Here is a 23,036-nt window from a genome sequence, read left to right as displayed (position 1 = left end):
CCCTGGGAGTGACTGTCGTTACACGGATAAGTAGTCACTCCCACCGCGACCGGTAGAGAGCTCTGATGGGTGACATGGCATCTCCCTCGACCTCGACCGTCGCACGAATGGCTCGCCCTGGAGCCGTGCTCGCCATCGTGCTGGTGAGCTATTTCATGATTGTGCTGGACAACTCCATCATCTTCACGGGGCTGACCCGCATCCGCGAGGACCTGTCATTCACGACCAGCGGACTCTCGTGGGTGCAGAACGCGTACGCTCTGGTCTTCGGTGGCCTGCTCCTCCTTGCCGCCCGTGCCGGTGACATCGTCGGCCGCCGTCGAACGTTCCTCATCGGCCTGGCGATTTTCGCCGTCGCATCGCTCCTCATCGGCGTCGCCCCGACCTCGGAGTGGATGATTGCGTCCCGCGCGCTCCAGGGTGTCGGTTCCGCGATCCTCGCCCCGACCTCGCTCGCCCTGCTCACCGCGCATTCCCTGCGGGCCCCGAACGCACAAGGGCCATCGCCGCGTACGGGTCGACAGCGGGGATCGGTGCGAGCCTCGGACTCGTCGTCGGAGGTGTACTCTCGGACCTCACCTCGTGGAGGGTCGGGTTCCTCATCAACGTTCCCATCGGTATCGCCCTCGCCATCGCCACCATCGTGTACATCCGGGAGACCTCCCGCCTGAGCGGACGTTTCGACGTCCTCGGAGCGCTGTTGTCCACGGTCGGGATGGCTGCTCTCGTGTTCGGCGTTACCCGCACTGCCGACGCAGGTTGGGACGATGCCACCGCCTTGACCTTCCTCGCCGTTGGGGTCGCGCTCCTGGTCCTCTTCGTGCTCGTCGAGCTGCGGGCGCCGCAGCCGATCCTGCCGATGCGGATCCTCACCAGCGGTGTGCGGGGCGGAGCCTTCATCTCGCGAATGGCGTTCGCCGGTGCGATCTTCGGCTATTTCTTCTTCATCAGCCAATACATGCAGACCGTCCTCGGCTTCAGCCCGCTGCAGGCAGGCATCGCGTTCCTGCCCATGACGGTCGTCCAGTTCGTCCTGTCCTTGCTCGTACCTCGCCTCACCAGACGATTCGGGAACACCGCGCTCGTCACTGTAGGTCTGGCCGTCACGCTCGCCGGCATGCTGTGGCTGAGCTTCATCGGCCCGGATAGCTCCTATTGGACGGCGGTGGCTCTGCCGATGCTCCTGCTGGGAGCCGGTCAGGGACTGGGGTTCGCGCCGCTGACGGCCGCAGGAGTCGCCGGCATCGAAGCCCGTGACGCAGGGGCAGCCTCCGGCGCCGCGAACGTCGCTCACCAGCTGGGTGGCGCCCTAGGGGTGAGCATCATGGTCGCCGTCGCCTCCACGATGACGCCCGTCGAAGATGTCGCCGCGGAGGCGCCCGCAGGCATCGCGACCGGTGCCGCGCTCCTCGGCCTCGCACTGCTATCCGCGGTCGCGCTCGTCATCCCCGGTTCTCGGCGGGCCCGCTGAACTGTGGCTCACGCACGGAACGGGCGGGCATCCGGGATGGATGCCCGCCCGTTCTGTCACTGGTCAGACCTGCGAGGCGGGCCGGAGCAGGATCTCGTTGATAGCGAGGTGCTTGGGGCGCTGCACGGTGAACGTGATGATCTCAGCGACGTCCTCCGCCGTCACCGTCGCCTGCGCGTACATCTCGTTGACGGCCGTGTTCGTCGCCTCGTGCGTGATGTGGGTCGGAAGCTCGGTCGCCACGACGCCCGGCTCGATGAGCGTCACGCGTACGTCAGGAAGAAGCTCCTGGCGGAGAGACTCCGACCATCCGTTGATGGCCCACTTCGTCGCGGCATACACGCCGTTGCCAGCCCGGGCCGTACGCCCGGCAACCGAGGAGATGTTCACGATGTCGCCGCCACCGTCGACGAGCTGGTCGAGGAACACCTCGGTCGCGGTGATGGCGCCGAGGAGGTTCACGTCGACCATGCGCCGGTAGTCCTCCCGCTGTTCAGACGAGAATGGGCCGAGGAGCATGATGCCAGCGTTGTTGACGAGGATGTCGACGCGTCCCAGGCTTTGCTTCACACGGGTTGCTGCTGCGACGAGGGCGTCGCGGTCTGTGACGTCGGCGGCAACCGCGACCGCGCCTTCACCCAGCTCTGCAGCGATGGTCTCGATGCGTTCAGTTCTGCGGGCAAGCAGTGCGACTTTGAAGCCCGCGGCGTGGAACGCGCGCGCCGTGGCCTCTCCGATTCCGGAGGATGCTCCCGTCACCAGGGCGACACGGGCGGTGTCAGTTGTGCTCATGGGTGGATCTCTTCTTCCTTCTCGGCGAAGACGCGCTTCGCGACCTTGATGGCGGACATCGCCTTCGGCCACCCGGCGTAGAAGGCCAGATGGGTAATCACCTCGACCACCTCGTCTTCCCGCACACCGTTCTCCTTGGCCAATCGCAGGTGGCTCTCCAACTGCTCGAAACTGCTCGAGGTGACCAGACTCGCCACCGTCACCAGGCTGCGGTCACGACGGCTCAACGCCTCGTGCCTAGACCACACCTGTCCGAACAGCACATCATCGGTGAGGGAGGCGAGCTGAGGCGCGACATCCCCCACCGCGCTCTGAGCGGGTGTCAGTTCTGTCATTGCAACGTCCTTTCCTTAGAGGTCACCGACAGGCTCCCTCGACTTCACAGTGACGCACCAGTGGCCAGCTATCCAGGTAACAACAGGGCACCCCACGCAGCGAGGTAACGGCATAGCGTCGAAGAATGTCCCGCACCAACGCTTCCCCACAACGATCCGCGACCGCCGGGCGTGGGGTCGCTGCTGCCGCAGGAATCGTGGCATCGGCGGTGTCGCTCGCTGCGTGCGCGACCCCGGCTGACTCGCGGCCCCACAGCTCAGCCGCCCCATCCGCGGTGCCGACTGTCGAGGAGGACGACATGACCCCTGACACGTACCGCGATGGCGAATACACCGCACGCGGCTGGTACGGCTCTCTGCCGTCCCATCACGACGTGACTCTCACCATCGAGAACGGCATCGTTACCGACGTCGACATCACCACACCCGCAGAGGACGAGGTCTCCCTGGGCTATCAACAGCGCTTCGCTGATGCCCTCCCCGCAGAGGTCGTCGGGAAGCCGCTCGACGACGTCGCGGTCGACCGACTCGCCGGATCCAGCGGATGCTCAGAAGGATTCATGAACGCGCTCGCAGACATCCGCGAGGACGCGCTCCGCTGATTCTCGCACGGCACTCGCTCAGACGCTCGGATGCGAAAGGAAGGCCCCAGGTGCACACTCAGCGTGACACTCCCACCTATTCGCCCCTCTGCCGCGGAGACTCACGAACGCCCGAGAGCAGTTGTCTGAAGGTGAACGCTTCACATCCACTTCTGTCGCTTGAAGATGACGTACAGGACGAGCGCGAACGCGACCATCCCACCGACGGCGAGCGGATAGCCGAAGGCCCAGTGGAGTTCGGGCATGTTGTCGAAGTTCATGCCGTAGATCGCGCCGATGAGTGTGGGGGCGAAGAGGATCGCGGCCCAGCCGGAGATCTTCTTCATGTCCTCGTTCTGGCGCTGGGCGACGAGGGTGCCGTTGACCGTGAGGATCTGCGAGAGAGATTCGCGGAGGTCGCTGACCTGTGTCTCGGCGCGGCTGAGGTGGTCGGCGACATCCTGGAGGTACGACTGCAGCGGCTCGGGGATGTCATAGCGGCGGAACCCCTTCCGCAGCGCGGCGAGCACCTCGGCGAGACCCGAGGTCGCCTGTTGGAGGTCGATGACCTCCTGACTCAGACGATAGATACGTTCGGTGACACTGGCGTCGCCGCTGAACACCTGACGTTCGATCTGCTCCCGGTCGATGGCGAGACCACGGAGCACGGGCATATAGCCGTCGACGATGGCGTCGAGCAGGCGGTACACGATGGCTTCGGGGCCGTGGTGGAGCAGTTGCTCGTCGTCGAGGAGGGTGTGGTCGCCGCGGTCGGTCGCCCCGGAGGCGTCATCGGCGTCGAGGCCGTCTATCCACCTCCCGTCCTGACAGAACACGGCCACGGCCTGCGGGCGCACGAGGATGTGGAACTCGGCGAAGTCGACGTCCTCTCTCGCGTCGACGTACCACGCGGACCTCACGACGAGGAACAGCGTGTCGTCGTAGCGTTCGAGCTTCGGGCGCTGCCCGGCATGGAGGAGATCCTCCACGAGTAGAGGATGGAGGTGCCAGCTGCTCGCGAGTTCGGCGACGTCCTCCAGCGTCGGCTTCGGATACAGCAGCAGCGCTGTACGCCGATCGTCCTCGTCGGTGAATGCCTGAGCGCCGTCCACGGTGGTGTCGCGCGGCGCGCGGAGGAGGTGGCCATCATCGACGTAGCGGGTCCGTCGACTCGTTCCCTCGGTGGGTGTCGCCGCGTTGGGCGTGCGGCGACGGAACACTCCGCCACGGGGACGGTTCGTGCCGTCGCTCGTCGACTGTGTCATGTCCTGTCCTCTCACTCTGTTCGGAGTATCCCGCAGATGGCGACGAGGTTCAGGAGAACCGCGGTGCGAGCACGTCTTGGAGCGCCGGCGCGACCACCCGGGCGAGGTCGTCGATGGCGCCTGGTTTCAGGCGGCTTTTCTCGTCGGTGCTCGCCCTTCACCTGTCGCGGAGCCTCCTCCGGCGCGAACGGACCTTCAGCGCCTGCCAGACGAGCAGCACCGCCGACCCTGCCACGATCATTCCGATGACCGTCCATTGCAGGACCGAGTACGCGATACCTGAGGTCAGCGTCTGCAGCAGGAGACCGACGATGAACGCGAAGAGCGGCGCGGCGAGCGCCAGCCTCCGCCACTCCCGCCGGTATCGCCGTCGTGCACCCCGCTCGACCATGTCAGTACGTGTACTCCCAGCCGTCTTGTCCCCCGAGACGCAGGATCAGCGTCCCATGCTCCGTCGGGACATCGAGGACGACGCTTCCGACGCCACGCTCCCCCGGGTTGATATCCGTGTAGTAGATCATCTCGGGGCGGGTCAGACAGGCGATGCCGGACTCGGTGACCGGATCGGTATTCACATTCACCCCGCTGGAGTCGATCGCACTCCAGTCGCTGAACGACAACACGGGAGGCACGCCGCCCTCCTGGTACGCCTGCGTGAGCCCGGGCAGAGCCTCGCCTTGGAGGTCGACACGGACGAAATACCCGTTCTCCGGAACGGGCGCGGCGTCGCCGCCCTCGCACTCCGGCTCGATCGAGATGGCCTGCACCATGAATCGCAACAGGTCTTCGCCGTTCGCGTCGGCGAGACCCGCCACCTCGCCGGGTTGTTTGACGACGTTCCCGCGTTCGCTCACCGAGGGCTCGTCATCGTATGCGGGGAATTCGACCCACTCGATGATGCTCGGAGTACGCGTCGGAGTCGGTGTGGGACCGAGCGTCACGACCGGCGCCGTCTCTTCGACAACCTCCGGCGCTGATGCCGTACATCCCGTCGCGATCGTTGCGGCGGCCGCGAGTGCGAGTATCGCCGGGAACCGGCGCGCAGAAGTAGTCATGAACACTGGTCGCTCTCCCCTTGGCAGTCGTCTCCGTAGACGGCAGCGCGCTCAGTCTCCCAGAGCCGCGGGAACCGCCGACACGGTGGAGCCGAATCGTTACGCGGAAAGGTGAAGCGGCTCGGCACCACGTCATCACCGTCGGTTCAGCCGGCGTGACCTCCCACGAATCGGGACTCTTCGGAGTCGAGGAGGTCGGCGTCGTGCACGAGGGGCGGGATGGTGGGGTCGTCCGGGAGGACGATCGACTCCGAGAGCAGGATGTCCTGGGAGGAGGAGCCCACATCGATGCGGAACTCCCCGCCTTCACGACGCCAGACACCGAATCGACCGTCGTCGCGTCGCGCCGCGGAGTCCCAGTAGGCGAAGTCGCGGTTGCCGAGCGGGAACTCGACCCGGACGCTCTCCCCCGCGTCGAGGAACACCTTCTCGAAACCGCGCAGTTCACGCACCGGACGCGAGACCTCGGCGTCGGGGTCTCCCACGTAGAGCTGCACGACCTCCGCGCCCGCGACGTCACCCGTGTTCGTGATCTCGCAGGTCACCCGCACCCGAGCGGCTTCGGCGTCGATCACATCGACCTCCAGTGCCGAGTACGCGAACGACGTGTACGACAGCCCGTATCCGAAGGGATACAGCACAGGCCTCCGCAGCGCGTCGTACCACCGGTAGCCGATGTAGACGCCTTCGCCGTACAGCACCGTGCCGCGCTCGCCGATCCAGTTCGGGAAACCGGGAGTGTCCTCCACCGCCAGCGGGAACGTCTCGGCGGTCTTCCCCGAGGGCGACAGCCGCCCGAACAGCACATCGGCGACAGCCGCGCCCGTGCCCTGACCACCGAGCCAGGTCTCCACGATGCCGTCCACCCTGTCGTGCCACGGCGCCATCGTGACGGGCGAGCCGTTCGCGAGCACCACGATCAGAGCCGCACCCGTGCGATCACGGAGATCGGCGAGGCGTGAGATCAGTTCGTCCTGCTCCGCGGGGAGGGCGAGCGAATCGCGATCGTTGGCCTCCTGTTCGAACGACAGCGGCAGACCGGCGAACACCACGATCGTGCCCGCGGTCTCGGCCGTCGCGACGGCCTCATCGATCAGCGCCAGCGCCCGGTCGGACAGCGGCCCCTTCGCCTGATGTCGCACGGCCTCGGCGAGCTGGAGCTCCTTGGCGAGGGCGGCCGACCTGCGCGCCACGCGCGGTCGCTGCTCCTCCACCGTGATGCCGTGCACGGCGAGGATGCCGAGATTGTCATCCTGATAGGCGTTCTTCGTGAGGTACGCATAGCCCTCCGCGAAGTCGATGCGTGCGCCGGCGATCGCCCGCAGCTGCTCCAGGGGGACGTCGACGCGCGTGGGATCGACGCCGGACGACCCGCCTCCCTGGATGCGCGCGTGGTGGGCGAACGCGCCGATCACGGCGATGCGTCCCTCCGCGGTCTCGTCGAGCGGAAGCACCGGCCGGCCGCTGCCCGACCGGACCTCGTTGCGCAGCAGGGTGACGCATCCGGCAGCAGCCTCGCGCGCGAGCGCATGGTGCTCGTCGGCACGCAGCAGTCCGAGTTGCGCCGCACTCAGACGCGCGCCCGGCGCGTGCCCCAGGTCCATGACCGCACCGGTCGCGGAGGCATCCCTCGGGTACGCGCGCGCCACGAGCTCCAGCACGCGCCGTGCAGCGTCGTCGACGACCGCTTCGTCGAGCACGCCCGCGCGCACGGCGGTGACGATCTCGGCGTCGGTCCGCCCCTGAGTGCCCGGCATTTCCAGATCGAGCCCTGCGACGAGCGCGGCGACACGATCGTGCACGGCGTTCCAGTCGGACACCACCGCTCCGTCGTATCCCCAGTCCTCACGCAGCACCTCGGTGAGCAACCAGCGGTTCTGCGAAGCGTGCACGCCGCCGATGCGGTTGTAGGAGCACATGACCGTCCACGGATCGGCCTGACGCACCACGCGCTCGAAAGCCGACAGATAGGTCTCGCGCAGCGTGCGGTCGTCGGCGACCACCGAGATGCGCGTGCGCTCGATCTCCTGATTGTTCGCAGCGAAGTGCTTGAGCGACGCGCCGACGCCTGTCGACTGCAGCCCGTTCACATAGGCGGCGCCGAGTTCGCCGCTGTGCAGCGGATCCTCCGAGAAGTACTCGAAGTTGCGACCGCACAGCGGAGAGCGCTTCATGTTGACCCCGGGACCGAGCACGACCTGCACGCCTTCGGCCCTCGCCTCCTCGCCGATGGCCGCGGCGACCCGGGCGACCAGCGCGCGGTCCCACGATGCCCCCATCGCCGACGCCGTCGGGAAGCCGGTCGCCGGCACCCACACCATGTCGACGCCGGTCTCCTTGCGCAACCCGTGCGGACCGTCTCCGACTTCGATCGAGGGGACCCGCGCGGGCAGCCCCTGGCGGTCGAGCGGCTGGGTGAACCAGTCGTCGAGGCCCGACAGGAGCGACGCCTTCTCCTCGAGGGTGAGCGCGGAGACCACAGCCTCCACGTCATACAGGGGCGGGGTCATCGACGGCCCGTCGTCTGGACGCTCAGCAGACGACATCAGCGCAGCGGGGGCAGGACGTCGGCCTGCAGCTCGAGGAACTCGTCGAGCATGGCGACGGCCCGGTTGTGGGAGTCGACGACCGGATCGAGCAGGATCGCCTGGAGCAGCTTCGCCTTCGACTCCTCCGCATACGCCTCGACGAGCAGCTTGTGGATCGAGCCCTGCAGCCGGATCATCGCCAAGATGCCCTCGGGGAGCTCGTCCATCTGCACCGCGACCAGTTCGCCGTCGACGACACGTGCCGGCACCTCGACCACCATCTCGTCCGGCAACCCGGGGATCGCGCCGCGGTTCGGGATGTTCACGGCGGGCAGTGCGCGCTCCACACCGCACGCCACCCACTCGATGATCGGGATCGCGAGCTCTTCGGACGACACGACCGGACTGTCCTCGAGCGACCCTTCGAGGGAGGCGTCGGGGCGCGGCGCATGGAACGGACGGTCGGTGTCGGCGAAACGGATCTCGTAGTACCACTCCGGCGTCGGCGCTCCCGGCCGCCACGGCGAACCCTCGGCGGGGTCATGGAAGTACTGCAACTGCGCCGGCACGTAGTCCTCGGCCCAGGAGATGTACTCGCCGATGTGGTTGGCGCTGGGCGACGGCCACAGCCCGAACCGACGGAACAGGATCCGGGACAGTCCGATCTCGTGCCAGTCGGACACCCAGTTCGCTGTGCTCTCACGCTCGCGGAGCTTCGGATAGAGGTCCTCTCCCGTCCGACGGTCGCGCATCGCCTGGAACCAGGTGAAGTGGTTGATCCCCGCGGCCGGGAGTTCCAGGTCCTCGCTCGGCATGTCGAGCAGCGCCGAGATCTGGCGGACGCCGTAGAAGTACCCGTGGCACAGTCCGACCACCTTGACCGACGTCAGGCGGCTGATCGCCTCGCACACCTTGTGTTCGGGATTCGAGAAGTTGAGGAAGAGAGCGTCCGGGGCGTTCCGCTCGATCGCCCGCGCGATCTCCAGCAGCGGACCGAACTGGCGAAGCGCATGGAACAGACCTCCGGGGCCGCCGTTCTCCCCGTAGACCTGACGGAAGCCATGTGCGCGCGGGACGGTGAAGTCCTGCGACCAGTAGTGGTACCGGTTCACCTCGATCGCGGTGATCACGAAGTCGGTCCCCGTCACCGACTCGTCGAGATCCGTCGTGGACGCCACGGTCGCTGCGTGCCCGAGGCGCTCGATCAGATGCCGGGTGTAGGCCTCCATCTCGGCGAGGGGCGCGGGCGCGATGTCCATCAGGACGATGTCGAGACCCTTCTCGGCGATCGGTGCGCTCAGGAGGAGGTCTCTGACCATCTTCCCGGCGAATTCGCGGCTTCCTGCGCCGATCAATGTGACTTTCATGAGTGAGGTTCTCCGATTCGGATGGGGGTGGATTCGAGGGCGAGGGTGCGTGCGAGCGCCAATGCTCCCCACACGGGTGGACGGTCGAGGACCAGGAGAGTGATGCCGGGTCTCGTGCGGGAGAGGTCGTCGTGCACGGCGGCTCGCATCCGCGGCTGCTTCTCGATGACCGAGCCTCCGGCCACGACGGTCGAGGCGGCGACGCCGCGATCCAGGAGCCGACCGACCAGAACGGCGAGTGCTTCCCCGGCGGCGTCGATCACCGCCGTCGCGAGAGCCGACCCTTCGTCGGCCGCGGCGAACACGACGGGCGCGTGCGCACCCCAGGATTCCGCCGAAGCGGTGTCGGTCAGGGCGAGGGCGAGTTCAGGTCCGTCGACGGCGTCGAACGCGGCGAGCAGCGCTGCCCCGAGCGGATCGGCGGCGGCTCCCCTGTCTCGTTCGGCGAGCACGGCCCTGACCGCGTCGCGCACCACGCCGGGCGCACTGCCCTCGTCGCCGATGAGCCATCCCCAGCCCCCGGCGGTGATCAGCTCACCTTGGTCGGTGCGGGCCGTCGCGATCGATCCCGTACCGACGACCAGGCCGATGGCGCGCCCTGCGTCCATCGCGGGCGCCATGAGTTCGGAATCGTTCACGACCCGCACGGGGCCGCGCCACAGCCGGCCGAGTTCCCGCTCGAGGGTGCGGCACTGCGCGGTGCTGTCGCACCCGTGTGCGCCGACCGCCAGAGGCACCGCGCGCACGCCCTCTCCGAGCACGCCCACGAGCAGATCGCTCAGTCCCCTGGCATCGGCTGCCGGGTCGCCCAACGATCCGCGCCACGACGACGAGGCGACCACTTCGTCACGCACGACGTCGTCCGAGTCGCACCGCAGGAGGGCGAGTCGGGTCTTGGTGCCGCCGATGTCGACGCCGACGGCGGCGTTCATGCGTGGACGACGGCCGCGCCGCGGTCGGCGAAGAGGACGGGCTCTCGGCACTCGGTGATGATGGTCGCCGGCCAGTCGGGGTCGTAGGCATCGGCGGCGGTGATGCGCGCGTAGGCTTCGCGCTTGTTGACTCCCGTCAGGATCATCACGACCTCTGCCGACAGGCTCGCTATCGTGTCGACGCCGACGGTCACCCCCTTGCGCGGCACCATGTCCAACCGGGTGAACTCCGGGAACGTGCCCATATTGTCGCGACGCGTCGCCTCCCCGAGGTCGACCAGATGGGTTCTGGCATCGCGCGGTGTTCCCGGCTGGTTGAAGGCGACGTGACCGTCGCTGTCTCCCGAGGCGAGCAGGAAGACGTCGATACCGCCGGCGTCGGCGATCCGGCGGTCGTACTCTTCCGGATGCGCGGGGTCGGCCGTCCAGATCTCCGTCGGCGCCGTCGTGCCTGCCTTCTCCACGGCGCGCGCGAGCGGGCGAGGATGTCACGACGAGCGAAGCCCAGGCAGGAGTACGACGCATCCGGATCCACGACCGAGAAGCCGCCGTCCTCTCCTCGCTGGACGTAGTCGTCCATCATCACGATGACCAGGGCCGAGAGGTCGGCGCCGTCGGCCGCACGCCGAGCGAGCGCGGCATAGACCGGGACGGCCGTGCGCCCGCTCGGGCACCCGAGCAGGAACGGACCATCACTGCGGAGCGCCATCCGGTCGATGACCAGGTTCGCGACCGTCTCGCCGACCTGATCGGCGGTCTCGAGGACATGAGGGGTGAGTTGCACGATTCCTTGCTTTCGATTCGAAGGAGGGGGATGACGGGGGTCATTCCTTGACGGAGCCCGCGAGCATCCCCGAGATGAACTTGCGCTGGAAGATCACATAGAGGATCAGGACCGGCGCGGCCACGATCAGTCCGCCCGCCGCCATGAGATTGATCTGCGTGACGTACTTGCCCTGGAACACACCCAGCGCGACCGTGGCCGTCTGGTTGTCGCCGTGCAGGAAGACCAGGGAGAGGAAGTAGTCGTTCCAGGTCCACATGAAGCTCAGGAGGATCAGGGTGTACACCGCGGGCATGAGATTGGGCACCGCGATCGACCACAGCATGCGCAGCGGCCCCGCGCCGTCGAGCTCTGCGGACTCGAAGACCGCCTTCGGCAGGGCGCGGAACGCCGCACGCATCCAGAACACCCCGAACGGCACCCCCATGCCGAGGTGGATCAGGATCACCCCGAGCAGGTTGTTCGTCAGGCCCATGGTGCGGAACTGGTAGTACAGCGGCACGATGATGACCTCGAGCGACACCATCATCCCCAGCAGGATGACCGGGAACAGCACCTTCTCGCCGACCACCCCGAGGACGCCGAACGCGTACCCGCCGAACAGAGCGAGGAGGACCCCGACGATCACCACGACCGCCGTGATGATGAGCGACACCGACATCGAGCGGGCGAAATCCGCGTCGTTCCATGCGGTGGCGAAGTTCCCCCACTGCAGATCGACCGAGGGCCGTCCCGCACGATCCGGGCTGAGTGAGGCCGCGAGGAACGTGCCGACCGGCCACAGCACGATGAGCGCCATGGCGGTCAGGATCAGGTAGTTCCAGAACTTCTCCGAGCGAGAGGACACTGCTACTCCTTCTCCGACACGCGGGTGATGACGAGGGCGATCACGAGGCAGAGCGCGGCCATCACGACGCCGATCGCCGCAGCCTGCCCCACGTCGGGGTTGACGAAGGCCGCCTTGTACAACGCGACGGCGGGTGTCTGGGTCGAGGTGCCCGGTCCTCCGCGCGTGGTGATCCAGATCAGGTCGAAGGCACGCAGCGCGGCCGTGATCGTGAGAGTGAGCGCCACGGCGATCTGCCCGCGGAGACCGGGGAGCGTCACCGAGAAGAACTCGCGGAACGGGCCTGCGCCGTCCATCCGCGCGGCCTCGTACAGGTCGGGAGAGATGGCGGCCGCACCCGAGATGAACAGGACCATGCAGAACCCGAACGTCACCCAGGTGCCGATCAGGCCGACGGCGGGCAGTGCCCAGGTGAAGTCGCCGAGCCAGTTCTTCGTCAGAGCATCGAGGCCCAGGGCCCTGAGCGCTTCGTTGATCGGCCCCTCCGGCGCGTACATGCGCTTGAACAGGAGGGCGATCACGACGCTCGTCATGACCTGCGGGAGGAAGAAGATCCACCGGTAGACCGCCATGCCGGGCTGCCGCGAGCGGGTGATGAGCGCCGCCGACAGCAGGCCGAGGACGATGGGGAGCAGAGCGAAGAAGATCAGCAGCACGAGGACGTTGCCGAGAGTCGAGCGCAGAACCGGATCGGTGAAGAAGTTGATGTAGTTCTGCACGCCGACCCACACCGAGGCGGTGACGCCGTCCCACTTGTAGAACGAGTACTGGATCGATTGGATCATCGGCCACAGCACGACGCCGGCGTAGATCAGCAGACCCGGGAGCGCGAACAGCAGCCCGACCCTCCGAGAGCGACGCTGCGCGCGGGAGGCGCCACGGCGACGCCTCCCCGCGGTCACGATCGCCTCGGTCGCCGGGGTGTCGTCGCCGACCGCTCTCGCGGCGACGGCGACACCCGGATTCGGAGTCGACATGTGTGTCAGGATCCGGCGGACTCGGCGAGGAACGCACTGCGGTCGTCGTCGACGGCCGTGGTGAAGTCCTCGGGGTCGTCTTCCCGGCGAGCAGCAGCTGGGTGTTCTGCGTCAGGATGTCGAGCATCGTCGGGCTCGCCCAGTCGAAGTAGGGCACGTAGCCGTCGTCGGCGTCGAGCGTCGCGGTCGCTGCGGCCTCACCGCTCTGGCTCAGCACGTCCGGGGTCTCGACCTCGTTCAGCATCGGGACCAGACCGAGGTCCGTCGCCGTCTGGCTTGCCTTCTCCGACATCAGGAAGTCGAGGAAGGCCGCAGCCACGTCCGGATGCTCGCACTTGGCGGAGATGACCATCGCGCCCGGCGCCGCACCGACGCCCACCGTGGCGTCGCCGTCGGCCTGCGGGAGCTGGATGTAGCCGAACTGGTCGAGCTGATCGCCGGTGAGCCCCAGCGCGCCCGTGTACTCGAAACGGAAGACGCTGTCGCCGTCGAGGTAGTTGGCCAGGGACGTCTGATAGTCGAGGCCCTGGAAGTCCGGCATCAGCCAGCCCTCGGTGTTCCACTCCTGCAGCGTCGTGGCCGCCTTCGTGAAGCCGGTCGTCTCCGCGTCAACCTCGGCATCGCCGTATACGAAGTCGTTGATCTCGTCGGCCGTGCCGTACATGGCCTGAAGGCCCAGCAGCGGCGCGGTGTTGCCGTCGAGACCGCTGTAGCTGAACGGGACCTCCCCGCCGCCTTGACCGCGGCCGCGGCGGATTCGAGCTCGTCGAGGGTGGTCGGGACGGGGATGCCGAGCGCGTCGAGCATGTCGGCGTTGTAGTAGATGCCGATGAGCGAAGCCCGGGCGAGCGGCGTCGCGAACCAGGACCCCTCGCCGATCGTCGTGAAGTCCTTCGTGAACTGGTTCTGGCGGGCGATCGTCGTCGGGACCGCGTCTGCCCACCCGTACAGGTCTGCATAGGCGTCGAGGTTCAGCACGAGCCCACCCTTGGCCAGGGTGCCCAGGGAGGACCAACCGTTGTTCGCGGAGGCGATGTCGGGACCGCCCGCGTCCTGCAGCTGGAGGTTCAGGGTGCCGGTCAACTGGCCCCAGTCCTCCCGCGTGCGCTCGATCGTGACGTTCGGGTACTCGTCCTCGAACTCGTCGATGAGGGTCGTGATCCACTCCTCCTCCGCCGAGCCCCAGAAGTCCGACAGTTTGAGGGTGACATCCCCCGCACCGGCGACATCTTTGGAGACGTCGGTGGGACCGCTGCTCTCGGCTCCCCCTCCGCCCGGTGCACATGCGGAAAGGGCGAGCACCGCCGCGATCCCTGCGGACACCGCTCCCGCGGTGCGCGTCTTCTTCGAGAACATCGTTCACTCCATCGTGGTGGTCGGGTACATGCCGTCGGGAACCGGAATCGAGAACGCTCCGGGTCAATCGGAACGCTAACACTAACGAACCAGTTGCACCAGTGAAATACCAATGTGCGCAAATCTTGATCCAGATAGCCGCTGTGGTATGTTTCTGCCTGTGGTTCTGACTCCTGCCGCCTCCCTGGCCTACGACAAGCTCGTGCACGACATCGAGCTCGGCGTCTTCGCGGCCGGTGCGAGACTCCCCGGCGAACGCGATCTGGCTCTGCAGGTGGGCGTGAGCCGTTCCACTCTGCGCGCAGCGCTCGGTGCGTTGGAGGCAGAGGGAAAGGTGAACCGTTCGGCGCAGCGGGGCTGGTTCACGCCCGCGCAGGTCGTCGGCGAACCGCCGAGCACCCTGCAGTCCTTCAGCGAGATGGCCCGCGCACGAGGCCTGCGGCCGACCGCCGTCATCCTCAGCCAGGAGACACGTCCCGCGACCATCGACGAGGCGACGAGCCTCCGCATCGCACCGACGTCTCCTGTGTTGAAGATCAGTCGCCTTCGCGGCCTCGACGGGAACCCGGTGTGCTTCGACACCGTGGTGCTCCCGCAGCAGCGCACGGCCGCGCTCGTCGACGTCGACCTGACGGATGCGTCGCTCTACGACGCGCTGCGCGACGTGTGCGGGATCGCGATCCACCGCAGCGCCTACAGCGTCACGGCCTCCACCGCCGACGCCGACCTCGCACGACTGCTCGGCACCACCGTCGGCGCGGCGATCCTCGTAGGCGAAGAGATCGCCTACACGAGCGACGGCACCCCCGTGCTGCTCGGCGTCAACCGCTACCGCGGCGACGCCTACCGCTTCGAGGCCGATCTCTTCCGCCGGGTGCAGTGAGCCGCCGCGCCTGAGGCAACCTCCCCGGGTGATTTCCCGCCCTTCCCGCCGGATCAGGACACAGGCGTGGGCAGCCTGACTCGACGGAGGCGCGGCGCTTCCGTCCACGACGGCTGCGGCGGCTCGTCTCAGCCCAGAGAAGGGAAGAGCTCATGGCCGAACTGATCGTCATCTCCTACGATTCCGAGACGCAGGCGGAAGGCGCGTACGAGCAGATCCAGTCGCTGCAGAACGATCTGGTCGTCGAGCTGGCGGGTCTCGCGCTCGTCAAGGTCGATCAGAACGGCAAGACGAAGGTCGAGTATCCCGGGGCCGCCGCCAACGTCGGTGTCGGTGCGGTCGGGGGCGCACTCTTCGGAATGCTGATCGGTCTGCTGTTCTTCATCCCCGTCGCCGGTCTCCTGTTCGGCGGCCTCTTCGGCGCGCTGTTCGCCGGACTGGACAAGACCGGAATCGACGCGGAGTTCCGCGACCGGGTGAAGAGCACCGTCTCGGCCGGCAAGTCGGCGGTCGTCGTGTATGCGACCAAGATCACGCAGGACAAGTTCGCCGCGGCGCTCGCCCCCTACGAGGGCACGGTCGTGCAGACGTCGCTCTCGGCCGAGGAGGAGGCGGAGCTCATCCACGAGCTCGGCGGAGCGAAGTGATCTGACCCCTCACAAGCCGCGCGACACGCGCGACCTCAGCGGTCGAGGATCGCGCGTGTCGTCACCTCCGGCCGCAGGTCCAACCGACGCAGCAGCTGGGCGTTGAGCGCGACGACGATGGTCGACAACGACATGAGGATCGCCCCCACCGACATCGGCAGCACGAACCCGATCGGCGCGAGCACTCCCGCGGCGAGCGGCACGGACAGCAGGTTGTAGCCGGCAGCCCACCACAGGTTCTGCCTCATCTTCCGGTACGCAGCCCTCGAGAGCTCGATCACCGAGAGCACCGAGCGCGGATCGTCGCCGGCGAGGATGACCCCGGCCGACGCGATCGCCACGTCGGTACCCGCGCCGATGGCCAGACCCACGTCGGCCTGCGCCAGAGCGGGGGCGTCGTTCACGCCGTCGCCGACCATCGCGACCCTGCGCCCCTCGCGCTGCAGCTCCTGCACCTTCGCGGCCTTGTCCTCCGGCCGCACCCCCGCGAACACCCTGTCGATGCCGAGATCCGCGGCGACGGTGTGCGCGACGGCTTCGGCGTCTCCCGTGATCATGACGACCTGGACCCCCAGGGCGTGCAGCGCGTCGACCGCCTCCCGCGACTCGGGACGCACCTCGTCGGCGAGCTTGAGCGCACCGATCACCTGACCGTCTTGGACGACGTGCAGGATGATGGCGCCATCCGCGCGCCAGGCTTCGGCGACAGCGAGCTCCTCGCGGCCCTCCTCGGACAGCAGGTGCGGGCCACCGACCCGGACCGTCGTGCTCTCGACCTCCGCTGTGACACCCACGGCAGGGGACGAGGTGAAGTCGCGGCTCTCCGGCACGGGGAGTCCCCGATCGGCAGCCGCGCGCACGATCGCCTTCGCCAGAGGATGCTCACTGTCCGCCTCGGCGGCGGCGGCGAGGGCGAGCACCGCGTCCGCGTCGCGCCCCTCGACGACCGACACCTCCGACACGACCGGCTCTCCCCTGGTGAGGGTGCCGGTCTTGTCGAACAGCACCGTGTCGACGGTGCGCATGCTCTCCAGCGCCAGGCGGTCCTTGACGAGCACCCCGCCCCGCGCGGCCCGCTCCGTCGCGATGGAGACGACGAGCGGGATGGCGAGGCCGAGCGCATGCGGGCAGGCGATCACGAGCACCGTGATGGTGCGGATGACGGCGTCGTCGGGCAGGCCGACGAGCGTCCAGACGATCGCGGTGATCGCGGCGGATCCGAGCGCGAACCAGAACAGCCATCCGGCAGCCGTGTCGGCGAGGCGCTGCGCTCGCGACGACGAGTTCTGCGCCTCCGTGACGAGCCGCTGGATTCCGGCGAGCGTGGTGTCGTCACCGGTCGCGGTGATCTCGACGCGCAGTCCGGAGTCCGTCGCGACGGTACCGGCGGTGACGGGGTCGCCGACGCCGCGGGCGACCGTGCGCGACTCCCCGTCACCATCGACTCGTCCATCGAGGCGCGACCGTCGACGATCCGGCCGTCCGCGGGGATGCTCCCCCGGGGCGCACGACGACGACGTCGCCGACGGCGAGGTCGGCGGGCGCGACGACGACCACCTGCCCGCCTTCCACGCGCTCGGCCTCATCGGGGAGGAGCGCCGCGAGAGAATCGAGTGCCGAGGTCGTCTGCGCGAGCGAGCGCATCTCGATCCAGTGCCCGAGCAGCATGATCACGATCAGCAGCGCCAGCTCCCACCAGAAGTCGAGCTCGTGATGCAGGATGCCGAGGCTCGCCCCCCACGATGCGAGGAAGGCGACCGTGATGGCGAGACCGATCAGCAGCATCATCCCGGGCTTGCGCCCGCGGATCTCGCTCACCGCGCCGACGAGGAAGGGCTTCCCTCCCCACACGTACATGACGGTGCCGAGGATCGGCGACACCCAGCGGAGGCCGGGGACATCGGGGAGCGGGTAGCCGAGGATCATCGCGAACATGCCGGACAGCGCGACGGTCGGCACGGCGAGCACGAGCATGATCCAGAACAGACGCCGGAATTGGGCGACGTGGTCGCCGTGATCGGCGTGACCGCCGTGCCCGCCGTGGTGGCCGTGACCCGCGTGGTCGGCGGGGGTGCCGTGTCCGGAATCCGCGCTGTGCTCGGCGTCGTACGGGTGTCCGTGGTGGGTATCGTGCGCGGGTTCGGGATGCGGGGTGCTCATGAACCTCTCCTCTTCGGGAAGACGGTGGTCGGGGCCGGCACGTGGTCGACGCCGAGCGGGGAAACGATCAGGCTGCTGCGGTGTACTTCGCGGGATCGGCGTCGAACGCCGGTCCGCACCCTGCGCAGCAGAAGTAGTAGCGCGTGCCCTCCCAGTCGCGGAAGAGTCCTGCGGCTTCCGCGTCGGCGATGACGACGGGACTGCCGACCATCACCGGGCACTCTGCCATGCCGGCGGCCGGTGGCGCGAGCAGATCCTTGCGTCCTGCCGGTGCGACGGCACGGCGGGTGTCGATGCTGCAGCACGAGGCTGCGGGGGAATCGGACATGTCGTTCTCCTCGTTCGTTCTCAGATGGTTTCCGCGGAGACGGTCTGCGGTGTGCGCTCGCGCGACGCCGTGGCCGCCGCCGGGGAGGGATCCGCCGCCTGGCTCCGGAAGGAACGCAGGCGGAGGCTGTTGCCGACCACGAAGACGCTCGAGAACGCCATCGCCGCACCGGCGAGCATGGGGTTGAGCAGTCCGAGAGCCGCCAGCGGGATCGCGGCGACGTTGTACGCGAACGCCCAGAACAGATTGCCCTTGATCGCGCCGAGGGTCTTGCGGGAGAGCCGGATCGCATCGGCCGCGCTGCGCAGATCGCCGCGGACGAGCGTGATGTCGCTGGCCTCGATCGCGACGTCGGTACCGGTGCCCATCGCGAGTCCGAGGTCGGCCTGCGCGAGGGCGGCGGCGTCGTTCACGCCGTCGCCGATCATCGCGACGACCCTGCCCTCGCTCTGGAGCCTGGTGACGACGTCGACCTTCTCCTTCGGCAGCACCTCGGCGATGACCTCCGCGATGCCGACCTCGGCGGCGATCTGCTCCGCGACGGCGCGGTTGTCCCCCGTCAGCAGGATGGGTGCGAGTCCCAGGCTCTTCAGCTGCGCGATGGCCTGAGCGCTGGTGGGCTTCACCGTGTCGGCCACCACGAGCACACCGCGGGCCTCGCCGTCCCAGCCGACGGCGATCGCCGTCCCCCGACGCTCGGCCTCGGACTTCGCGGCCGCGAGCGCGGCGGGCAGGTGCTGCGACCACTCGGCGAGCAGCGAGTCCCGACCGACCAGGACCGCACGTCCGTCGACGACGCCCTGCACACCGCGACCCTCGATGGCGGCGAAGCCCTCGACGAGGGGCAGTGTTCCGGCCTCCCGCGTCGCTGCCGCCGCGACGGCCTGCGCGATGGGGTGCTCCGAGGCGTCTTCCACGGCTCCGGCGAGCCTGAGCAGCTCGCCCCGGTCGACTCCCTCTGCCGTGTGCACGGCGGTGAGCGTCATCCGACCCGACGTGACGGTGCCGGTCTTGTCCAGCACGACCGTGTCGACCTTGCGGGTGGACTCGAGGATCTCCGGCCCCTTGATGAGGATGCCCATCTGGGCGCCGCGTCCCGTTCCCACGAGCAGGGCGGTCGGGGTGGCGAGTCCGAGGGCGCAGGGGCAGGCGATGATCAGCACCGCGACAGCGGCGGTGAAGGCGGCTGAGGCGGGGAACCCTGCGCCGAGCCAGGCCCCGAGGGTTGCGACGGCGATGGCGATCACGATGGGGACGAAGATCCCCGAGACGCGGTCCGCCAGCCGCTGCACTTCGGCCTTGCCTGTCTGGGCGTCTTCGACGAGTCTGGCCATCTGCGCGAGCTGGGTGTCGGATCCCACGCGCGTGGCCCGCACGACCAGCCGTCCCCCGGCGTTGACAGTCGCCCCGGTGACAGTGTCTCCCTCGCCGACCTCGACCGGAACCGACTCGCCCGTGAGCATCGACGCGTCGACCGCCGAGGTCCCGGAGACGACGACCCCGTCCGTGGCGATCTTCTCCCGGGGCGGACGACGAACTCGTCTCCTGCTGCGAGCTCCGCAGTGGGGATCCGCACCTCGACCCCGTCGCGGACCACGGCCACGTCTTTCGCTCCGAGTTCCAGCAGGGCCCGCAGCGCCGCTCCGGCCTGACGCTTGGACCGTTTCTCGAAGTATCGTCCGGCGAGGATGAACGTGGTCACCCCGGCGCCGACCTCGAGGTAGATGTTGGCGGCGCCGTCGCTCGGAGCCACGGTCAGCTCGAAGGGGTGCGTCATGCCGGGAGCCCCCGCGGTGCCGAAGAACAGCGCGTACAGCGACCACAGCAGGGCGGCGAGCGTGCCCATCGAGATGAGGGTGTCCATGGTCGCGGCACCGTGTCGGAGGTTCGTCCACGCCGCCGTGTGGAACGGCCACGCCGCCCACATGATGACCGGGGCGGCGAGCGCGAGCGAGAGCCATTGCCAGGAGGTGAACTGCAGCGCGGGGATCATCGCCATCGCTACGACCGGGACGGTGAGCACGATCGAGGCGACGAGCCGGTGCTTCAGACCTGTCAGCTCCGGGTCGGACGCGTCGTCGGGGCCATCCTGACCCCCGGTCTTCTCGGGTGCGGGGAGGGCGGCGGTGTACCCGGTCTTCTCGACCTCGGCGATGAGCAGTGCGGGGTCGAAGCCCTCGGGTGCGCTCACCTTGGCCTTCTCCGTCGCGTAGTTCACGGTCGCCGTGACGCCGTCGAGCCTGTTGAGCTTCTTCTCGATGCGCATCGCGCACGACGCGCAGGTCATGCCGCCGATGTCCAGCTCCATGCTCGTGCCTGCCGCGGGGGCCGCGGACCGTGTGTCCGTCATGATGTCTCCTCGTTCTGTGCCGTTCGCGCCGGATGGCGCATGACGCGCGGTGCCGGTGGGTCAGTGTCCGCCGTGGTCGTCGCCGGAGTCGTCTGCGGCGGCGTCTCCCGGTGCGGCGTCCAGGACGAACTCGGCCGTGTGCACAGCGCCGTCCACCTGGAAGTCCAGGTACAGCAGGTAGCGGCCGGGGTCGGGGTCTGTGCGGTGAAGACCACCTCGGGGCCTGCCAGGTCGCCGGGTTCCGGCTCGTCCCCGTGCGCGTGGACGTGGAGGTAGGCGAGGTCGCCCTCGCGCAGGGCCACCAGATGGCCGAAAGCGCCCAGGTAGGGTTCGAGAGTCGTGACCGGGGCGCCGTCGCGAGCGACCTCGACGGTGAGCTCGCTTCCGGTGCCGGCGACCAGCTCACCGCTGATCGTCACATCGAATCCGGCGACGTTCGCCGAGGTCTGCGTCGCCCTCGGGGCGTCGGGCACGACGGCACCCGAGACGTCGACGGTGCGGGAGAGCGTCACGCCGCTTCCGCCGTCGGCGGTGAAGTCCGCGTAGACGCGGTACGTGCCGGCGGCGTCCCATGTCCACGGCAGCGACCAGGTGCCCGTCTGCGGGTCGAGCGCGGGGTGCACGTGCCGGTAGCGGCTGCCGTCGCTGCGCACGACGATGAGGTGGAGCTGTCTGCCGTGCGCCGTCTCGTATCGGGTGACCGGCGCGCCGGTGGCGTCGCGGATGTCGAAGGACAGCTCGCCCTCCGCATCGACCTTCTCCGGCGCGCTGACCGGTCCGATGGCGTATCCGGATGCGGCGATCGTGACTCCGCTCACTTCGGTCTCCTCCTGCTCTTCTGCGCCCGCGTGCTCCGCGGACTCGTCTGCCGCGTGTCCGTCGGGGCCACGCTCCGTCCATGACGCCACGGCGTCGGCGGGGACGATGGCACCCGCCACGACGAACGCGGCGCCGAACACCACCGCGAGTCCCGCACCGTAGACGCCGAGACGGCCGGCCGTGTTCATCAGGCTCGCACCGCCTGGTACCCCGCTTCGTCGACCGCCGCGAGGATCGCCGCATCGTCGACGGGTTCTGCGCTGGTCACGACGAGCCTGCCCGTCTGCGCGCTGACCTCGATCGCGTCGATGCCGGGGATCTGGCCGACTTCGCCGCGGATGGCGACCTCGCAGTGGCCGCAGCTCATCCCGGTGACCTGGTATTCGCTCGTGCTCATGACGTTCCTCTCCTCGGATCCGGATACCCCCATGGGGTACTCCCTCGACACAACCCTATACCCACCGAGGGTATTCCGCACACCACGATTCCGGCTCATTCCCGGTCCCCCTCATCCCCCGGGGGTGACGCCTGCGCGTGCCACGCGACGCCCGATGTCAGCATGAAGAGGCCGCCGACCATCGAACGAGACGCGAGGATCCGACATGACCGACCACCCCTCCCTGCGCTCATGGCGCGACACCCGGACCCGCCGTGACATCGAGGCCTTCGTGGCCGCCGTCACCGAGGGACCGGATGCCGTCCCCGTCGAGGAGCGGATCGCCGTGTTCGACAACGACGGCACCCTGTGGTCGGAGAAGCCGATGCCCACGCAGCTGCACTACGTGGTGGAGCAGTGGCGGGCGGCGGCCGAACTCCGCCCGGAACTGGCCGAGCGACAGCCGTATCGCGCTGCCGTGAGCGGTGACTTCGGGTGGCTGAGCACCGCCATCGACAAGCACTACGCGGGCGACGACTCCGACCTCACGACCATCATCCAGGCGCTCGTCGGACTCACGGACGGCATGAGCGTGGAGGACTACGCCCGCTCGGTCGAGGACTTCTACCGCACGGCGCAGCATCCGGTCCTGAGACGGCCGTACTCCGAGGCCGTGTACGCGCCGATGGTCGAGCTTCTCCGCTACCTGGAGCACCACGGCTTCACCTGCTACATCGTCTCCGGCGGCGAGCGCGACTTCATGCGACCGATGACACTGTCGAACTACGGCATCCCCCCGGAACGTGTGGTCGGATCCGCCTTCGGACTCACCTGGGACGACTCTGACGCGACCGTGCGCTACTCGTCGTCTCTCGCCTTCTTCGACGACGGCCCGGAGAAGCCGGTCCGGATCTGGACGCGCATCGGTCGGCGTCCCCTGTTCGCCGGCGGCAATTCCAACGGCGACACCGCGATGCTGGACTTCGCCCGTCGAGGACCGCGGTCAGGGTTCGCGATGCTGATCCACCATGACGACCCCGACCGCGGCGACACGCCATACGACGCCGGCGCCGAGAAGGCTCTCGCTGCGGCGTCGGACAGCGGCTACACGGTCGTCAGCGTGCGGGACGACTGGGACACGGTGTTCCCCGGCTCCGTCGCGGACGCCGGGACCTCGTAGTCG

Annotated in this window: 21 protein-coding genes and 3 pseudogenes; 7 read left to right on the top strand and 17 right to left on the bottom strand. The window is 68.4% G+C overall.

What is annotated here, in order from left to right; translation table 11 throughout:
* Window positions 1-65: 65 nt before the first annotated feature.
* Together G4G29_RS21770 and G4G29_RS20605 are read left to right on the top strand one after the other, a co-directional pair.
* Window positions 66-413: pseudogene (locus G4G29_RS21770) on the top strand (MFS transporter); the annotation flags it as partial.
* Window positions 392-1,471: an MFS transporter gene (locus tag G4G29_RS20605; protein ID WP_244632530.1), complete on the top strand. Its 1,080-nt coding sequence runs from the start codon at window positions 392-394 to the stop codon at window positions 1,469-1,471. The pseudogene G4G29_RS21770 and the gene G4G29_RS20605, both read left to right, overlap by 22 nt.
* A gap of 63 nt (window positions 1,472-1,534) precedes the next feature.
* On the opposite strand, the gene G4G29_RS08290 is transcribed toward G4G29_RS20605, so the two are convergent.
* Window positions 1,535-2,263: an SDR family oxidoreductase gene (locus G4G29_RS08290; protein ID WP_183152459.1), complete on the bottom strand. Its 729-nt coding sequence runs from the start codon at window positions 2,261-2,263 to the stop codon at window positions 1,535-1,537.
* Window positions 2,260-2,598, bottom strand: a complete 339-nt coding sequence (locus tag G4G29_RS08285; RefSeq protein ID WP_183152458.1) for a carboxymuconolactone decarboxylase family protein — start codon at window positions 2,596-2,598, stop codon at window positions 2,260-2,262. Before G4G29_RS08285 ends, G4G29_RS08290 begins: the two co-directional genes overlap by 4 nt.
* A gap of 299 nt (window positions 2,599-2,897) precedes the next feature.
* On the opposite strand from G4G29_RS08285, the gene G4G29_RS08280 reads away from it, so the two are divergent.
* Window positions 2,898-3,200 (top strand): hypothetical protein, encoded by a 303-nt coding sequence (locus G4G29_RS08280; protein ID WP_183152457.1) that lies wholly within the window; start codon window positions 2,898-2,900, stop codon window positions 3,198-3,200.
* 140 nt (window positions 3,201-3,340) lie between these two features.
* Here the strand turns inward: G4G29_RS08280 and G4G29_RS08275 are convergent, their stop codons facing one another.
* The 9 genes from G4G29_RS08275 to G4G29_RS08235 form a co-directional block, all read right to left on the bottom strand.
* Window positions 3,341-4,444, bottom strand: coding sequence for a magnesium and cobalt transport protein CorA (locus G4G29_RS08275; protein ID WP_183152456.1), 1,104 nt, complete (start codon window positions 4,442-4,444; stop codon window positions 3,341-3,343).
* 157 nt (window positions 4,445-4,601) lie between these two features.
* Window positions 4,602-4,835: a hypothetical protein gene (locus tag G4G29_RS08270; RefSeq protein ID WP_183152455.1), complete on the bottom strand. Its 234-nt coding sequence runs from the start codon at window positions 4,833-4,835 to the stop codon at window positions 4,602-4,604.
* 1 nt (window position 4,836) lies between these two features.
* Entirely contained in the window at window positions 4,837-5,499 is a 663-nt protein-coding gene (locus tag G4G29_RS08265) for a hypothetical protein (protein WP_183152454.1), read from the bottom strand.
* A gap of 146 nt (window positions 5,500-5,645) precedes the next feature.
* Window positions 5,646-8,009 (bottom strand): glycoside hydrolase family 3 C-terminal domain-containing protein, encoded by a 2,364-nt coding sequence (locus G4G29_RS08260; protein ID WP_183152453.1) that lies wholly within the window; start codon window positions 8,007-8,009, stop codon window positions 5,646-5,648.
* Window positions 8,010-8,044: 35 nt separating this feature from the next.
* Window positions 8,045-9,394: an alpha-galactosidase gene (locus G4G29_RS08255; protein ID WP_183152452.1), complete on the bottom strand. Its 1,350-nt coding sequence runs from the start codon at window positions 9,392-9,394 to the stop codon at window positions 8,045-8,047.
* The gene (locus G4G29_RS08250; protein WP_183152451.1) at window positions 9,391-10,326 is read right to left on the bottom strand and encodes a BadF/BadG/BcrA/BcrD ATPase family protein; all 936 of its coding nucleotides are present in this window, start codon (window positions 10,324-10,326) and stop codon (window positions 9,391-9,393) included. Before G4G29_RS08250 ends, G4G29_RS08255 begins: the two co-directional genes overlap by 4 nt.
* Window positions 10,323-10,790, bottom strand: coding sequence for a 6-phosphogluconolactonase (locus G4G29_RS08245; RefSeq protein ID WP_183152450.1), 468 nt, complete (start codon window positions 10,788-10,790; stop codon window positions 10,323-10,325). The genes G4G29_RS08250 and G4G29_RS08245 overlap by 4 nt, the downstream gene beginning before the upstream one ends.
* A gap of 360 nt (window positions 10,791-11,150) precedes the next feature.
* A complete protein-coding gene (locus G4G29_RS08240) occupies window positions 11,151-11,957 on the bottom strand; it encodes a carbohydrate ABC transporter permease (protein ID WP_183152449.1) in 807 nt (268 codons plus the stop codon).
* Window positions 11,958-11,959: 2 nt separating this feature from the next.
* Window positions 11,960-12,934, bottom strand: coding sequence for a sugar ABC transporter permease (locus tag G4G29_RS08235; RefSeq protein ID WP_183152448.1), 975 nt, complete (start codon window positions 12,932-12,934; stop codon window positions 11,960-11,962).
* Window positions 12,935-12,936: 2 nt separating this feature from the next.
* Here G4G29_RS08235 and G4G29_RS08230 point away from each other — a divergent pair, with 2 nt between their 5' ends.
* Entirely contained in the window at window positions 12,937-13,086 is a 150-nt protein-coding gene (locus G4G29_RS08230) for a hypothetical protein (protein WP_183152447.1), read from the top strand.
* Window positions 13,087-13,474: 388 nt separating this feature from the next.
* On the opposite strand, the gene G4G29_RS08225 is transcribed toward G4G29_RS08230, so the two are convergent.
* Window positions 13,475-14,290, bottom strand: coding sequence for an extracellular solute-binding protein (locus tag G4G29_RS08225; RefSeq protein ID WP_183152446.1), 816 nt, complete (start codon window positions 14,288-14,290; stop codon window positions 13,475-13,477).
* 160 nt (window positions 14,291-14,450) lie between these two features.
* Between G4G29_RS08225 and G4G29_RS08220 the strand changes: the two genes are divergently transcribed.
* Together G4G29_RS08220 and G4G29_RS08215 are read left to right on the top strand one after the other, a co-directional pair.
* The gene (locus tag G4G29_RS08220) at window positions 14,451-15,173 is read left to right on the top strand and encodes a GntR family transcriptional regulator (protein WP_202045620.1); all 723 of its coding nucleotides are present in this window, start codon (window positions 14,451-14,453) and stop codon (window positions 15,171-15,173) included.
* 152 nt (window positions 15,174-15,325) lie between these two features.
* Window positions 15,326-15,820, top strand: coding sequence for a DUF1269 domain-containing protein (locus G4G29_RS08215; protein ID WP_183152444.1), 495 nt, complete (start codon window positions 15,326-15,328; stop codon window positions 15,818-15,820).
* Window positions 15,821-15,855: 35 nt separating this feature from the next.
* On the opposite strand, the pseudogene G4G29_RS08210 reads toward G4G29_RS08215, so the two are convergent.
* The 5 genes and pseudogenes from G4G29_RS08210 to G4G29_RS08190 form a co-directional block, all read right to left on the bottom strand.
* A pseudogene (locus G4G29_RS08210) lies at window positions 15,856-17,980 on the bottom strand (heavy metal translocating P-type ATPase).
* 67 nt (window positions 17,981-18,047) lie between these two features.
* Entirely contained in the window at window positions 18,048-18,308 is a 261-nt protein-coding gene (locus G4G29_RS08205) for a YHS domain-containing protein (RefSeq protein ID WP_183152443.1), read from the bottom strand.
* A gap of 20 nt (window positions 18,309-18,328) precedes the next feature.
* Window positions 18,329-20,658: pseudogene (locus G4G29_RS08200) on the bottom strand (heavy metal translocating P-type ATPase).
* The gene (locus tag G4G29_RS08195) at window positions 20,655-21,665 is read right to left on the bottom strand and encodes a heavy-metal-associated domain-containing protein (protein WP_244632529.1); all 1,011 of its coding nucleotides are present in this window, start codon (window positions 21,663-21,665) and stop codon (window positions 20,655-20,657) included. Before G4G29_RS08195 ends, G4G29_RS08200 begins: the two are co-directional and overlap by 4 nt.
* A complete protein-coding gene (locus G4G29_RS08190) occupies window positions 21,665-21,874 on the bottom strand; it encodes a heavy-metal-associated domain-containing protein (protein ID WP_183152442.1) in 210 nt (69 codons plus the stop codon). The genes G4G29_RS08195 and G4G29_RS08190 overlap by 1 nt, the downstream gene beginning before the upstream one ends.
* A gap of 205 nt (window positions 21,875-22,079) precedes the next feature.
* Between G4G29_RS08190 and G4G29_RS08185 the strand changes: the two genes are divergently transcribed.
* A complete protein-coding gene (locus G4G29_RS08185) occupies window positions 22,080-23,033 on the top strand; it encodes an HAD family hydrolase (protein WP_183152441.1) in 954 nt (317 codons plus the stop codon).
* Window positions 23,034-23,036: the final 3 nt, after the last annotated feature.

The sequence above is a fragment of the Microbacterium sp. Se63.02b genome, assembly GCF_014171575.1.
Classification (GTDB): Bacteria; Actinomycetota; Actinomycetes; order Actinomycetales; family Microbacteriaceae; genus Microbacterium.
Note: the sequence above shows the minus strand (reverse complement) of the source record. Positions and strands in the feature narration are given on the sequence as shown.